Raw genomic sequence first — 13745 nt, 5'->3', positions numbered from 1 at the left:
TATAATTGAAAAATGGATAAAACACTAAGGAGGCGCCTATGTCTGAAGAAATACTACAACGGCAGAATGAAATCGCCAAACTGATTGAGCGTCATTCGGATCAGGACGGAGTTTACAAGACCGCTATCCCATCTTTATTTATTATTCACCGCTCTAATGTGACCGAGCCCGTCTATAGAGTTTACAAGCCTTGCTTATGCTTCATAGCTCAAGGTTCGAAAGAGATATTGCTCGCACAGGAGCGTTATGAGTATGGTCCTGCCGACTACCTTATTTCGTCCATGAACTTGCCGGTAATTGGCCGGGTCATCAAGGCTTCATCCGATGCGCCGTACGTGAGTTTCAAACTTGAATTTACAGAGAGGCAAATTTTAGAGGTTTTAAATGAATCTGAAATTCAAATCACCCCGAAAGAAAATGCTAAGCGAGCTATGTTTGTCGGGCAGATAGAGTTACCTATACTGGATGCGATACTCAGGTTAGCTCGTCTGCTGGATAATCCCCAAGACATTCCTTTCCTTGCTCCTGTCTACACAAGGGAAATTCTATACAGGCTTCTGCAAGGGCAATACGGAGTTGCGCTGGCACAAATCGCTATGGAAGGAAGCAGCACCTATCGAATCAGCGATGCTATTGAACAGATTATCAATGACTGTGATAAGCCCTTGCGAATTGAAGAGCTTGCAGAACTAGCCAGTATGAGTATTTCTTCGTTTCACAGACACTTTAAAGAAGTAACTGCAATGAGCCCTATTCAGTTTCAAAAACAGCTGCGATTGCAGGAAGCTCGGCGCCTGTTATTATCTGAGTCAGCGGATGCTGCTGATGTCGCATTCCGGGTAGGCTATGAAAGTGCATCCCAATTCAGCCGCGAATATTCTCGTATGTTTGGTTCTCCTCCCAGAGCAGACATAAAGCGTCTGAAGGAAAAATATGACCAAAGAAACGTAAGATGATTGTTCCCAGATTGTGAAATCATGTCCATATTGGTAGCAGCGTTTCTCCACGATCCGTTGCAGGTGCAGGAGTCACAGAGAGTGAAGATATTTCATTACGCAACTCTGGAGTCATGTTCACATCAATAGCGGCGAGCGAATACTCAAGCTGTTTTCAACTTCAAACGCAAATCCGGACGCAAAAAACTGGAGCTTGTAAGCTCCAGCAGTGCAGCACTATTATTTGTTCTTATAAAAGATCAGTCATTGGTGACTACCTGTTCCACAATTAGAAACTCTTTGCCGCCTCTTTCGCTTTTGCGATGGCTTTATCTTTAATGGATTCCGCTTGGTCCGGCGTAGCCGCCATGCCTTCAACAAAGATGCCTTCAAAGGAAGAAACACCATGGAATTGCATAATTTTTTTCAGGTAGCTGTGACCACTTTCAAAACTGGCAGCAGGTCCCTCGGAGTAAACTCCGCCGCTGGCTTGAATATGAATAGCCTTTTTATCCGTAAGTAAACCGACGGGCCCGCTTTCCGTATATTTGAACGTTTTACCGGCAATGCAGATCGCGTCAATGTAGGCTTTTAGAATCGGTGGAAACGAAAAATTCCACATGGGAGAAACGTAAACATATTTATCTGCTGCCACGTATTGTTCCACAATCTCATTGAGTCTTCCGGTTTTGGATTTCTCCGACGCCGAAAGCTGATCAAACGAAGAACCCGATCTCAGTTTCCCCCATCCGCTAAAAACGTCAGCATCAATATGCGGAATATCCTGCTTGTACAAATCCAGCGTAATGACTTCATCCTGTGGATGAGCATCACGATAAGATTCAATGAATTGTTTTCCTACTGCCATACTAAACGAGGTTTGATGATCATGAGGATGTGCCGTGATATAAAGTACAGTAGCCATTCGGCGGTAACTTCCCTTCTGTATTCATGATGTTTATTCTATTTATCAAGTTTTTCGAAATGAACAAACAACCCTACGCTTCAGGCATTACGATGATCCCCGAAAGGATTCGCGCTGATGAAACCGCGCCATTCTTCCTGATTAACCGTTTTTTCTTGGAGGCCAGCCTGCACACCCTCTGCGATTTCGTCCGCAAACTCGGTAAGGTCGGAGCCGTCGAAATAATGGGGAACATCATTTTCACGCTTCTGCATATGTCTTCACCTCCTTGTATTACTCAAGTGCGCTAAGCTATATCATTTACAGAAATATTTGTGACCATTCTAACAACCATATAGACATAAAAAAATAAAGAGCCTTCTCGTGTTGAGACGGCTCTTTTCAGCTTCTAGACAAAATTCAACTTAACTGTTCACGGATTCGCACCGTGATTTGGTGAAACAAATAACAATCCCGTTTCTACAAATATGTCTTTCTGAACTTTTGCGGTGGCAGTCCGTACAGGTGCTTGAACAGCGTGCAGAAATACCTTTCATTATGAATACCGACCAGCTTGCTCAGCTGCAGATTGGAATAGTCCTTTTCCTTCAGGAGTGCCAGCGCCTTCTCAATCTTGCGGCGATTGACATAATCGACGAAATTTTCGTTCTCCAGCTTTTTGAATAAGGTGCTGAAGTAGGAAGGAACAAGATTGACGTATTCTGCTACCTCGTCCAGTGTCAATCTCTCTGCAATATTGTCCTCGATATACTGCTTTGCTTTGGAAATCTCCGACCGAACCGGAGCATGCCTCTGGGACAGGCAGTCATTAATGTAAGCCAGCACCCGGCTCCACTGCTGCTCGAACTTCATCCCCTCCTCCAGCACATAAGGAGCAGGATCGGCAACCAGCTTCCAGACGACGATCTTTTGTCTGACATCGTCCATGAACTTCCGGAGCAGCGCACTCATACGTGGCTCGGGTATATGGTGCTCACGGGCATAATGGGCAATGCGACTGAGCTTCCCTTTCAATTCATCAAACTTGGTTTCCGGGGCGAGCTTACGGCTGATTTCCTGAAACCACATCCGGATCGTGTCCTCGTCACCTGGCTGTGCAGAATGTGAGGGCTGCTTGGCATATACCTGCCCTGATCCTACAGAGTAGTATGCATCCCGAAGCAGCTCGGAGGCCTGCCCGAAAGAATCGGCAGCCGTCGCCCAGCCGTTGCGCCTCGAGCTGAAGCCGACATGAACCACCTGTTTCATGTATCTCTGAATATTTTCAATCAGCTCACTGCCGAATTCCCTGCAGCGCTTATAGACGTCGGCCGCATTATCCATCGAGTCCCATGTAACGAAACCGATAATCCGATGGTCCCGAACCTCGCTTACGAAGCCTTGAGCCTTGGCCTGCAGCGTTTCTTCCGCCACATTGAGCATCCCGTACCGAATGATCATCTGATCCGCTTGACCGTATTGCTTCTTGAAGAGAGCCTCGTCGTCAAACTGGATAACGAGGCAGCAATAATCGTTCAATACCGGATTCACTTTCAGCTCGTCGCAATAACGTGGAAAATGGTTCGGATGAATATCTCCCTGCAGCAGCTCGGATACAATCTGTCTGCGGAGCCGGTACAGATTGTCCAGACGGGAGGTGTTAAGCTTGCGCAGCTCCGCTTCCTTCGTCTGCAACTCGTGAATCGTCTGCGCCGCACGGTCCAATGCCTGAAAAATATCCGTCTCGGACAGTGGTACCTTTACGATATAGTCCTTCACATTCATCCGGATCGCCTGCTTGGCATATTCAAAATCGGAATAAGCGGTCAAAATGATGAAAATGGTTCGTGGCAGCCGTTCCTTGAGAATATCAATCAGCTCGATCCCATTCAGACCGGGCATCACAATGTCCGTCAATACGATGTCAGGCTTTAACTCCATAGCCAGATCGATGGCTTCCTGACCTGAATAAGCTTTGCCGATCAGCTCATACTGCTCCTTGTGACCTTCGAAAAACTGCTCCAGGCTGCGAATGATCAAATCCTCGTCATCAACAATCAGGCAGCGGTATTTGTTCATAGCAGATTCTCCTCTCCGTTCCAGGGAAATATGGCTTTCACGCAGGTTCCCCCGCCCGGCTCGCTTGTGATATCCAGACCGTAAGCTTCTCCATAATTCAGCTGAATGCGTTGATGAATATTGATCAGTCCGATTCGTTTGCGTTTATCCGGTTTCACCTGGTGGCCCGGAATAAGCAGCAGCTCGCGCTGGCGCTCACTCATCCCGATGCCGTAATCCTGCACTTCGACCTCGACGCGCCTGTCTGAATAAGCGGCTCTAATTCTTATTTGTCCGGGCACCCTCCCCCCGCTGTAGCCGTGAAACATGCTGTTCTCGACAATCGGCTGCAGCAGCATGCGAAACACAGGGAAATCGTACAGCTCCTCAGCAATATCCTCGATCACTGTAAATTCGCAGTTATAACGAATATTTTGAATGAAAATATAATCTCGGACATTCATCAACTCATCACGCAGCGTTACTTTCTCGGCCACATCACCGATGCCGTACTCCAATATTTTAATTAAAGATTTAATGATCGGATCGACATGCTGAACCTCACCCAGTCTGACCACGTTGCCGATGGAGCCAAGCGTATTGTACAGAAAATGCGGATTGATCTGTGATTGCAGCACTTGAATTTCCAGTTCCCGTTTCAGTTCCTTGTTGCTGCGCAGATTCTCTACCAGTTCATTGATTTGCTTGATCATTTGGTCGAACGTCCGTGAAAGCTCACCGAACTCATCCTTACGGTTAATCACGAGCGGGATATCCAGAAAGCCCTGTTTGACCAGCTTCATTTTGGTCATCAGATTGCCAAGCGGCTTGCGGATAAATCGCGCCAGTATGCCTGCCGCTATCGCACTGAGCACAAGTCCGATGGCAAGCAGTCCGAAATAATAGGGCTCGATATGCTTGAGGGAGCGTTTGTTTAAGGAATCGTTATATAAGGATAATATCGTCCAATTAAAGTGTGATGCCGGATATTTGCGCACCGTCCAGTTCTGATTCTGACTTGACCGAAATTGCATCACATTGCCGCTGTGGCTGAGCAATTCTTTGGAGGACAGACCTCCCAGTTGAAACGTATTGTCCACTTCGTTCATATGCCCGGCATCGCCCAGATTGCCCGCGATCATCGTACCATGCTCATCCATAATGACGATGCTGACCAAGTCGTCGCGGTTAATTTGCAGCAGTGTCTTTTCCATGGCCTTCAGATCCATATCAAGTGCAGCCGCCGCCATCGGCTGGGAACCATGTAGATAACGTGTAAAGGTAACCGTCAATCCTGATTGCTTGGAGACATAGGGCTGGCTGACCATAATGCCGTACCGGTCGTTGGCCGTTTTTTGCAAAAAAACGCTTCGCTCCAAGTTCGGACTATCAAAAGCGGCTGACAACGGACTGCCCCCAATAATGCTCGTATCATCTTTAATAACATAAACATTCGTTACCAGATTCAAATTCAACTCATACAGCTGCTGCAGCTGCGGCTTCATCATTTCCAGGCTCTGCATGCCCGGCGTGTACGATGAATCGACAGCAGATAAAATCGTCTGCAGGGAGGAAAAGCTGAGTGTTACGTACTGATCCACCTTGGACAAAATCTGACTGATGAAAAAATCGTTGTTGGCTCTCATTTCATTTTGAATAAAGCTGTAGGAAAGCTGGCTGACAAAAGTTACCGTCCCGAACATGAACAGGAAACACAGGAGGAACATTTTAAACGGCATACTGCTGAAACGAAAGCTCATGATGAGGCTCCCTCCTGTTCTTGGTTCGTTCAGCCATGCTGAACATGTAGGCACTCTTCTATTATATTAGATTAGCGTAGAAGCTTTCGCCAGCTTTTCTTGTATGGACGCAAAACCGCGGAGGAGCGGCAAGCTCCCCCGCGGTTGCCCGCTTTAATTAAAGCCTTCTGCACCTCTATCAGCTACACATCGAGCGCGTAAGCAAATTACGGCTTGATACCAGCGTCGCTTAACTGCTTCAACACATCTTCCTTGTATTTTTTATAGTTGAATTTGGCATCCAGCGTACTGACGTAAGTATCCCAATTCGCGAGCGGTTCTTTGCCGAGAATAAATTTAAGCAGCGTTTCGTTTACATATTTAATGCGGTCATTATATTGTGTGTCGTTGGCATCGATCAGGACGAACGGATTTATTTTATTCGGTTTAATATATTTCAGATTCGTCTGATGGAAGCTGTCCGTTTTATCATAGGTGAAATTGAAGTAAACAGCATCGTTGCCTCGGCGGGGCAGGAAGTAGTTGCTTTGCCACTGCCATTTTTGCACCATATCCTTATTGGCCATATTGTCCTTCAGGCGTACCGGTTTGCCGTCCACCATATCCCACATGATGCCTTTTTGTCCATATGAGAAGTACGGTTGAGCCTCTTTATCTGTATACCAGTACTGCAGCAGGGACATAATGCGCTTGAGCTTTTCCGGGTCCTTAGCCGCTTTTTTGGAAATGGTCCATGAATTACTCTGGAACTGGGCAAACCCGGCCCATTGATCACCATGAGGTCCCTTTGGCGGAGCAATAGTAATCCAGTCGGGAACTTCCCCAGATACGTCCTTCATCTTTTGCTGGCCAGAAAGTTCCATCGCTCTCCAGTCTCTGTACACGATACCGTACTTGCCGGTCTGCATTTTCTTTTCCAGAGCGGTACCGTCGTTCGTCGTTACCCAATCCGGATCTACCACATTGGAGATCACCACTTTATTCATAAACGTCAAAGCTTCCTTCATTCGGGGATCAGTGTTGTCGAATGTGATTTTACCGTCGATGCTGTCAACCATATTGGGCACCACGCCGAACATCATCATGATGGCATCCCATCCGTATCCGCTATTTCCCGGATTGTTGAAATTCCCGTCCTTGAGAATCCCCGATGCAAATCCGTACGTATCGTTCTTGCCATTGCCGTCCGGATCTTGTTCTGTAAAGGCTTTCATTACCGTCAGCAGCTCATCGGGTGTTGTTGGAACCTGCAGGTTCAGCTTTTTTAACCAATCGTTGCGAATCCACCATCCATTAATGCCATTAACCAATTCGTAACCGGGCGTTCCGATCGTTTTACCTTTATAGAGCATGGAGTTCCATGAATCCTTGTCAAAACGGTTATAAAGCTCTGGATAGCCTTTGATGATATCATCCAGGTCGGCGACGATCCCTTGATCATAGTATTGAACAGCTGTCAAACGGTCTGTCATAAAAATCAAATCGGGAATGTCGCCCGACGCCACCATCGTGTTCAGCTTCGGTTTGATCTGGTCGGCCGGAGGCACGGTCATCTGCAGATCGATATTGACGGCTTTCTCCAGCATTAGGCGAAGTGGATCATCCTCACGATTGGTTGGCGGCTGGTTGTTTGGTGAAAATCCGCCTGCATTATACATCGTAATCGTCATTTTCTTATCAAAATTAGTAGCCCCACCCTTGTCCCCAGACGGTGCCGCAGGTGTGCTGGTACCCGTGGCAGCCGGAGTGTTGCCTCCACATGCCGACAGTATCATCGCAGAGGCTAGCATTAACGAAACGGTTGTGCCGATTTTGTTTTTCTTTTTCATTTTGACCTCTCCTTTATGTTCATCCTTATTATTCCTGTTTTTTATTAAACCGGCAAGCCGGATGATACCATATTTATTGTTTTTCACTCTTGCTCTTATCTCTGCCTCTTTGTTCTTACTCTTTGGTTCTTCGCTTTTGCCCTTCGCCCTTGCCCTTCGCCCTTCTTCTCCCTCTAACCCTAGCTAAAGGGTTAGAGTATGGTTTAAGGCATTGCGCGCATGCACGGAGCGGAGTGGCCGTGGTGTTCTGGAGATAGCGGAGCGGTGCCTTTGTTCCCGGATTTCAACCGATAACGCTCTTATATAATAGAAGAAATCGGGGAACAACAGCAATCGCAGGAACACTTCGGCCACGCAGCGCCCCCCTTCCAAGAGCCACCGCCAATCAAACTCTCACCCTTTAACCGCCCCAATCATCACACCCTTGGCAAAATGATTTTGAATAAACGGATACACACACAGGATCGGCACCGTCGATACGATTACTGACGCCATTTGAATCGCCAGCGAGCTGACGGTTGCATCGTTGACCTGTTCCATATTTTGATTTTGCGAGCTGAGGAGAATGTTCCGCAGAATCACCTGCAAAGGCATCAGGTTTGCTTTATTTAAATAAATAACGGCGTCAAAGTAGCTGTTCCAATGGCCGACCGCATAAAACAGTCCTATCGTCGCAATCGATGGCAGGGACAAAGGCAGTATGATCGTAAACAGCACCTTCAGTTCCCCGGCCCCATCGACCTTGGCCGATTCCTCGAGTTCAACGGGAAGCTGCTCGAAAAACCCTTTGACGACAACCAGATTGAACACACTGATCAGACCAGGAACAATTAAGGCCCACACCGTATTCGTCAGCTCCAGAGAACGGACGACAATGTAAGTAGGAATCAAACCGCCGCTGAACAGCATCGTGAAAATGACGAACAGCAGCAAGCCGCTTCGACCGGGCAGCGCTTTCTTCGAAAGCACATAAGCGCCCAGTAGTGTAAACAATAGGTTCAGCGCCGTACCGACTATGGTACGAAACAGCGTAATCTGATAGGCGGGCAAAATGCCTGAACCGCTGCCAAAAACCGTTTTATACGCGTTAAACGTAACACTCTCGGGAATGAGCACAAGCCCCCGACGGATAACCTCGGACTCAGGTGTAATCGAGATCACCACGACATACAGAAAGGGAAACAGCGTCAAAAGCGCAATCACGGTCAAAATCGAGTAAATGGCAGTGCGGCCCACTTTTTCAGATAAAGTCAATTTAGTCATTGGCGAGCCTCCTTAAAGCGTTCTATAGAACGCTTACTACGTAAGCATAATCTCTAAGCGTTCCTTAGAACGCTTTCTTCGTAAGCATAATCATCGAGCGATCCTTGGAACGCTTTCTTGCTAAGCAACTTCTTCAAGCGTTCCAAGGAACGTTGGCTTCACAAATCTATTTTTCACCATATTTGTCCATCGAATTTTTTAGCCAGCTTGTTGGCTCCAACGACCAGAATAAAGGCAATGACCGATTTGAACACCCCGACAGCTGTCGCCAGACTAATCTGCATTTGTTCAATTCCCTGTCTGTACACCCATGTGTCGATAATGTCTGATTTGTCGGCATTAAACGTGTTCGACATCATAAAAATTTGATCGAAGCCCGCATCGAGAATACTGCTCAACCGAATAATCAACAAAATAATGATTACATTGCGGATACCCGGCAGCGTTATATGCCACAGCTGTCTCCATTTCGAAGCTCCATCTATACGAGCCGCTTCATACAGACTGGGATCAATACCCGCCAATGCCGCCAAATACAGAATCGCGCCCCAACCAACTTCCTTCCAAATATCGGAGCCAATGATCAGTGAGCGAATCCATGAAGACTCGGTGAGAAAAGAGATAGGCTGCAGTCCGTACTGCTTCATAATCAGATTCACAAAGCCGTCCCCCGGAGACAAGAGCGCCACCATCAATCCATAAGCGATAACCCATGAGATAAAATGCGGCAGGTACGTCACGGTTTGCACCGTTTTCTTGAACCACCCGACCGTCACCTCATTAATCAGAAGTGCCAATACAATCGGTGCAATAAATCCGAACAGCAATTTGTAAATGGAAATCGCGATTGTATTGCTCATAATATCCCAAAAGTAAACGCCACTAATAAAATTTCGAAAGTTGTTCAGGCCTACCCACGGGCTGTCCCAAAAGCCAAGCCCGATATTGTAGTTTTTGAAGGCGATTATAATGCCAAACATCGGAACATACTTGAAGATGACAAAATAGATCAGCTCCGGCAGCAGCAGCAAATATAAAATTTTGAATCGCATGATACGTTTCCAGCTGCTTTGCCATTTAGTACGGACATGGGTCTTGTTGCTTGCGGAAGCCGCAGCAGTTGAGTTCATTGTCATCACCTATGCATCTATATTTTCTTGATGTTCTTATCATAAACGGTAATGGCTCCGGCAACCTCCAATATTTTAACCAATTACTCCAATATTTCTAGAAGTTGAAATTGTAACGTAATATCGTTTACCGCTATTAGACTGCCTGGATGACCGCATAGTCCGTAACAAATTTGCGCAGCTCCAGCTCGTCAATCGTAACGCCGAGGCCAGGGTCCGTCGGAACCTGGATGGTTCCTTTGTTCATTGTGAAGGATGCCGTGGAATACTGCTCGGAAGCTTTGAGTGCGTTCGGCTGATATTCGAAAATAAGAAAGTTCGAGATCGCCGCCGAAATATGGACTGTTGCGGCAACGCCAACAGCCTGATGCACGCTCAAATGCGGTGCAAAGGCCAGATGGTGGGCCTCCGCCAAATGCGCGATACGCATCATTTCCGTGATCCCGTTGCGGCCCAGATCCGGCTGTGCAACCTCAAGCGCCCCTGCGGTTATCCAATCGCGGAACGTATAGATCGTGCGCAGCGGCTCGCCGACAGCGACAGCCGTATCGATTGCATCAGCCAGCTTGCGGTGACCCTGTATATCCTCAAAGGTGAGCGGTGTCTCAAAAAACAGCAGGTCCAGATCGCCAAGCGCCCGCCCCAGAGAGAACGCCTCCGAATGGGTATATTTGCCGTGCCCGTCCAGCATCAGATCAAGCTTGTCAGCAGTATATCGCTTACGGATCGCGCTCAGCATATCCCGATCAGCTGTTTTTCCTTTACCGAACGTATGAATCTTGATCGCATCATAGCCCTGCTCGACGATTCGGTCCACACTCTCCAGCCGTTCCTCCAGCGTCCTGCCTGGCACACTGGAGCAGTAGCAGCGCAGCTGGTCACGGTATTGTCCGCCCAGCAGCATATAAACCGGCAGATTGAACGCCTTGCCCTTAATATCCCAGAAGGCAACATCAAGCCCGGCCATCGCGTCAACCAGGTAGCCACCGGTGTAACCGCGCTCGCGGAGCGTATCGAGCATTTTATCCCACAGAAATTGAGTTTCCATCGGGTTTTCACCGATTACAAGCGGAGCCAGATGACCTTTAATAACTGCCGCAGCAACCTCCGGGTTGGTCGGAGCTAGCAGCTCGCCCCAGCCTTCAATGCCTTCGTCGGTACATACCTTGACGAAGATCGTTTCCAGTTTATCCGAGTAAATGCAGGAGCGTCTTCCTTCATTAATGAAATAATCATCCGTGATGTAGCGCTTCGTATTCGGCGATGCGGTTGGAATCGACGGGATTTTGACGACAAAGACTTCAACCTTCGTAATTTTCATTAACTGCCTCCATAAGTGTCCGAATTCGGTAGTAGCTTGTACGTTCCTGATTTCCAGCCTGCGCGTAAGTCGTCCCTGAGAACAGCCGATACGGACTGGGCTGTCATGCCTCCATCGATCAGTAAATCCTGCCCTGTAATAAAGGCAGCTTCACCTGAGGCCAGGAATAATACCGCGTTGGCTACGTCCCGCGCCGTGCTGAACCGCCCCAGCGGGTAGCAATCGAGCGATATTTCCGATGTTGAGGCAAGCGGCTTCTCCACGCCCTCCTTGAAAGTGATGCTCGGAGATACGCTGTTAACGCGGATTCCCACCGGAGCCAGCTCAACGGCAAGCTGCTTGGTGATGGCCAGAACCGCACCTTTGGACGCACTGTAAGCCGCCAACGCTGGAACCATCGTATACGCGTTGACGGACGACAGATTCACAATACTCGCCGGGCTCGACTGCTTCAGCAGCGGCACTGCGTGCTTGCACATCAGGAACAGCGATGTCAGATTAATATCCATCACACGTCGCCAATCGTCCAGCTCCATCTGATCGACTGGCGTTCTTTTCCCCGTCCAGCCTACGTTATTGACGAGGATATCGAGCCTGCTTATTGACCCCAGCCAGCTGGCGATTTGGACTTCATTGCATACATCAAGCTCCGTAAAGCTCGCGCTGCCGTCATTTCGCCCAATTTCCCGAACAGTTTCCAAGCCGTTCGATTTATCGAGATCCACGATCAGTACTTCGGCCCCCTCTTCGGCGAACCGCATAGCAATCCCTTTTCCAATTCCTTTGGCCCCGCCAGTAATTACCGCTGTTTTCCCTTGCAATCGCATATAATCGCCTCATTGGTATGCGGGAGCTGTCTCCCTTAATCATGCTCCTGCCTGGAATGGCTTCAGTATACCTTAAACAAAATCGCAAAAAGTTCAATATTTATTGAAGTTGTTTCAATATTTATTGTCTGGTGAACGGAAATCATTTCAGCAAAAAGACTACTCCCGCGTAATAACTTCACGGAGAATAGTTGTTGATAATGAGAATTGAGCTATTCGGTTTATCAATGCGGAACGAACATGGCCGAGTCCGCTGTCGTGTAGTCGCTGGCGGCACCTACTATTTTCAAATAATTGCCTGTGCCTGCATTGAAGTTATACGTACCCACGAGCACCCATTTTGTGCCGTTAACTTTGTCATTCAGTGTTTTGCTCGTATCCGTGCTGGAGCCGCCATTGTAACCAATCTCAAGAGGAACGGCATTCGAGCGGTTCGGGTGAGACTCATACCAGACATAACATCATAGCTTCCGCTGGTCGGGATCGTAGGCGTGTATTTGATCGTATTCGCGGAACCCCCCGTTTGAAAACAAGAAGTCAGTGCCCTTGTATCCCGCTATGCTTGCGCTTGAAGTCCAGGTGCCTGTTTTGGTTATGCCCGCTGTTTTTCTTTTATGTCGGCTCACAGGATGTAAAAACTAAGAAGGAGATGAACGAGGAAGGTTTGGGTTACGAGCCGATCCAGAGTTGTTAAGTGGCGTCGACTGCAGCTTAACAGCGAATAAAAAGGAACTGCGCAAATTCGCAGTTCCTTTGTCGTATACATCGTTATGAGTGAGGCAACTCCATTCCAACTCAAATACCTGTATAATAATTAGCTGTAATATATCCCATCTTCATGGAAATTTTATCTGTGGCCTCGATCAGAATGGCCGACAGCTCAGCCTCCCGTCTGGAGAGATTGATTTCGGATAACGGCCCGGATAAGCTGATTCCGCCTATTACCTTGCCGCTGCGGCCTCTGACCGGCGCGGCGATGCAAGCTCTGCCCAGCGCCAGCTCTTCATTCTCTATCGCATAACCTTTCTTTCGGGTTGATTCCAACTGCGACTCCAGCGCTGAAAATTCCGTGATCGTTTTATCGGTATAGGCAGTCATCCCTTCCTCTTTCAATAATGACTCCGCCTCTTCCTTATCCAGAAAAGCGAGCAGAACCTTGCCAATGCCTGTGCAATGCAGCGGGTTTTTCCGTCCGATCAGCGTGTACATGCGAGGCGACTTGTGGCTGTCCACATGAGCCAGATAAAACATATGAGGCCCGTTCAATATTGCCAGGTTAGCTCCCAGCCCAAGCCGAGTCTCCAAGTCATGAAGCTCGGGTAGCGCCTGCTTGCGGATTTCATAATGATTCAAAGCGATCCCACCAAGCGAAATAATCGATGTTCCCAAGCGGTAAAAGCCTGTAAGTTCATCCTTCTCCGTATACCCGAGCGATACCATCGTTGTCAGCAGTCTGGAAACGTTACTTTGCGTCAGATTCAGCTTTTTGGCAAAATCGATTACCCGCAGCTCCGGCTGTTCATCGGAAAAACACGATAAAATCGCCAAAGCCCTTGTGACGCTTTGCGTTAACGCTGCTGCGGTTTGCTCCTGCTTCAATACAACCACCCTTTCATTTGAATTCATTGTATAATCTTTGATTCACAACATCAATAAATTGACTATTGAAATATATAATTTCTTATTATACAATCTATTTGCATATTATGATATTAAAA

The 13745-nt window shown here is 47.8% G+C and carries 12 protein-coding genes and 1 pseudogene; 1 reads left to right on the top strand and 12 read right to left on the bottom strand.

From position 1 onward, the window contains the following. The first annotated feature begins 38 nt into the window (after nucleotides 1-38). Nucleotides 39-956, top strand: a complete 918-nt coding sequence (locus tag BK127_RS32325) for an AraC family transcriptional regulator (protein ID WP_076236223.1) — start codon at nucleotides 39-41, stop codon at nucleotides 954-956. Nucleotides 957-1224: 268 nt separating this feature from the next. Here BK127_RS32325 and BK127_RS32320 read toward each other — a convergent pair whose 3' ends face one another. The 12 genes and pseudogenes from BK127_RS32320 to BK127_RS32280 all read right to left on the bottom strand — a co-directional run bounded on the left by BK127_RS32320 (nucleotide 1225) and on the right by BK127_RS32280 (nucleotide 13653). Further along, nucleotides 1225-1860: an FMN-dependent NADH-azoreductase gene (locus BK127_RS32320; protein WP_076236222.1), complete on the bottom strand. Its 636-nt coding sequence runs from the start codon at nucleotides 1858-1860 to the stop codon at nucleotides 1225-1227. A gap of 80 nt (nucleotides 1861-1940) precedes the next feature. Next, complete coding sequence (locus BK127_RS44090; protein ID WP_179097683.1) at nucleotides 1941-2114, bottom strand: hypothetical protein; 174 nt, start codon at nucleotides 2112-2114, stop codon at nucleotides 1941-1943. Between the two features lie 205 nt (nucleotides 2115-2319). Further along, entirely contained in the window at nucleotides 2320-3918 is a 1599-nt protein-coding gene (locus tag BK127_RS32315; RefSeq protein ID WP_076236221.1) for a response regulator, read from the bottom strand. Beyond that, nucleotides 3915-5657 (bottom strand): cache domain-containing sensor histidine kinase, encoded by a 1743-nt coding sequence (locus BK127_RS32310; RefSeq protein ID WP_076236220.1) that lies wholly within the window; start codon nucleotides 5655-5657, stop codon nucleotides 3915-3917. The genes BK127_RS32315 and BK127_RS32310 overlap by 4 nt, the downstream gene beginning before the upstream one ends. Before the next feature lie 206 nt (nucleotides 5658-5863). Further along, nucleotides 5864-7486 (bottom strand): extracellular solute-binding protein, encoded by a 1623-nt coding sequence (locus tag BK127_RS32305; RefSeq protein WP_076236219.1) that lies wholly within the window; start codon nucleotides 7484-7486, stop codon nucleotides 5864-5866. A gap of 183 nt (nucleotides 7487-7669) precedes the next feature. Continuing rightward, entirely contained in the window at nucleotides 7670-7840 is a 171-nt protein-coding gene (locus tag BK127_RS44085; protein WP_179097682.1) for a hypothetical protein, read from the bottom strand. Nucleotides 7841-7879: 39 nt separating this feature from the next. Next, complete coding sequence (locus tag BK127_RS32300) at nucleotides 7880-8749, bottom strand: carbohydrate ABC transporter permease (RefSeq protein WP_076236218.1); 870 nt, start codon at nucleotides 8747-8749, stop codon at nucleotides 7880-7882. Nucleotides 8750-8922: 173 nt separating this feature from the next. Then, nucleotides 8923-9879 carry an ABC transporter permease gene (locus BK127_RS32295; RefSeq protein ID WP_076236217.1) on the bottom strand — a complete coding sequence of 319 codons (957 nt, stop codon included), beginning with the start codon at nucleotides 9877-9879 and terminating at the stop codon, nucleotides 8923-8925. 136 nt (nucleotides 9880-10015) lie between these two features. Beyond that, complete coding sequence (locus BK127_RS32290; protein ID WP_076236216.1) at nucleotides 10016-11200, bottom strand: mandelate racemase/muconate lactonizing enzyme family protein; 1185 nt, start codon at nucleotides 11198-11200, stop codon at nucleotides 10016-10018. After that, nucleotides 11200-12027 (bottom strand): SDR family NAD(P)-dependent oxidoreductase, encoded by an 828-nt coding sequence (locus BK127_RS32285; protein ID WP_076236215.1) that lies wholly within the window; start codon nucleotides 12025-12027, stop codon nucleotides 11200-11202. The genes BK127_RS32290 and BK127_RS32285 overlap by 1 nt, the downstream gene beginning before the upstream one ends. A gap of 224 nt (nucleotides 12028-12251) precedes the next feature. Beyond that, a pseudogene (locus tag BK127_RS46110) lies at nucleotides 12252-12473 on the bottom strand (golvesin C-terminal-like domain-containing protein); the annotation flags it as partial. A gap of 349 nt (nucleotides 12474-12822) precedes the next feature. Further along, nucleotides 12823-13653 (bottom strand): IclR family transcriptional regulator, encoded by an 831-nt coding sequence (locus BK127_RS32280; protein WP_076236214.1) that lies wholly within the window; start codon nucleotides 13651-13653, stop codon nucleotides 12823-12825. Nucleotides 13654-13745 lie beyond the last annotated feature (92 nt).

This window comes from Paenibacillus sp. FSL H7-0331 (genome assembly GCF_001956045.1).
The sequence above is the reverse complement of the archived record's forward strand: the minus strand, read 5'-3'. Positions and strand labels throughout refer to the sequence as shown.

Excerpts from the sequence above, each read along its gene's own strand:
- BK127_RS32325 (WP_076236223.1), top strand. The coding sequence starts at position 39 with ATGTCTGAAGAAATACTACAACGGCAGAATGAAATCGCCAAACTGATT.
- BK127_RS32320 (WP_076236222.1), bottom strand. The coding sequence starts at position 1,860 with ATGGCTACTGTACTTTATATCACGGCACATCCTCATGATCATCAAACC.
- BK127_RS44090 (WP_179097683.1), bottom strand. The coding sequence starts at position 2,114 with ATGCAGAAGCGTGAAAATGATGTTCCCCATTATTTCGACGGCTCCGAC.
- BK127_RS32315 (WP_076236221.1), bottom strand. The coding sequence starts at position 3,918 with ATGAACAAATACCGCTGCCTGATTGTTGATGACGAGGATTTGATCATT.
- BK127_RS32310 (WP_076236220.1), bottom strand. The coding sequence starts at position 5,657 with ATGAGCTTTCGTTTCAGCAGTATGCCGTTTAAAATGTTCCTCCTGTGT.
- BK127_RS32305 (WP_076236219.1), bottom strand. The coding sequence starts at position 7,486 with ATGAAAAAGAAAAACAAAATCGGCACAACCGTTTCGTTAATGCTAGCC.
- BK127_RS32300 (WP_076236218.1), bottom strand. The coding sequence starts at position 8,749 with ATGACTAAATTGACTTTATCTGAAAAAGTGGGCCGCACTGCCATTTAC.
- BK127_RS32295 (WP_076236217.1), bottom strand. The coding sequence starts at position 9,879 with ATGAACTCAACTGCTGCGGCTTCCGCAAGCAACAAGACCCATGTCCGT.
- BK127_RS32290 (WP_076236216.1), bottom strand. The coding sequence starts at position 11,200 with ATGAAAATTACGAAGGTTGAAGTCTTTGTCGTCAAAATCCCGTCGATT.
- BK127_RS32285 (WP_076236215.1), bottom strand. The coding sequence starts at position 12,027 with ATGCGATTGCAAGGGAAAACAGCGGTAATTACTGGCGGGGCCAAAGGA.
- BK127_RS32280 (WP_076236214.1), bottom strand. The coding sequence starts at position 13,653 with ATGAATTCAAATGAAAGGGTGGTTGTATTGAAGCAGGAGCAAACCGCA.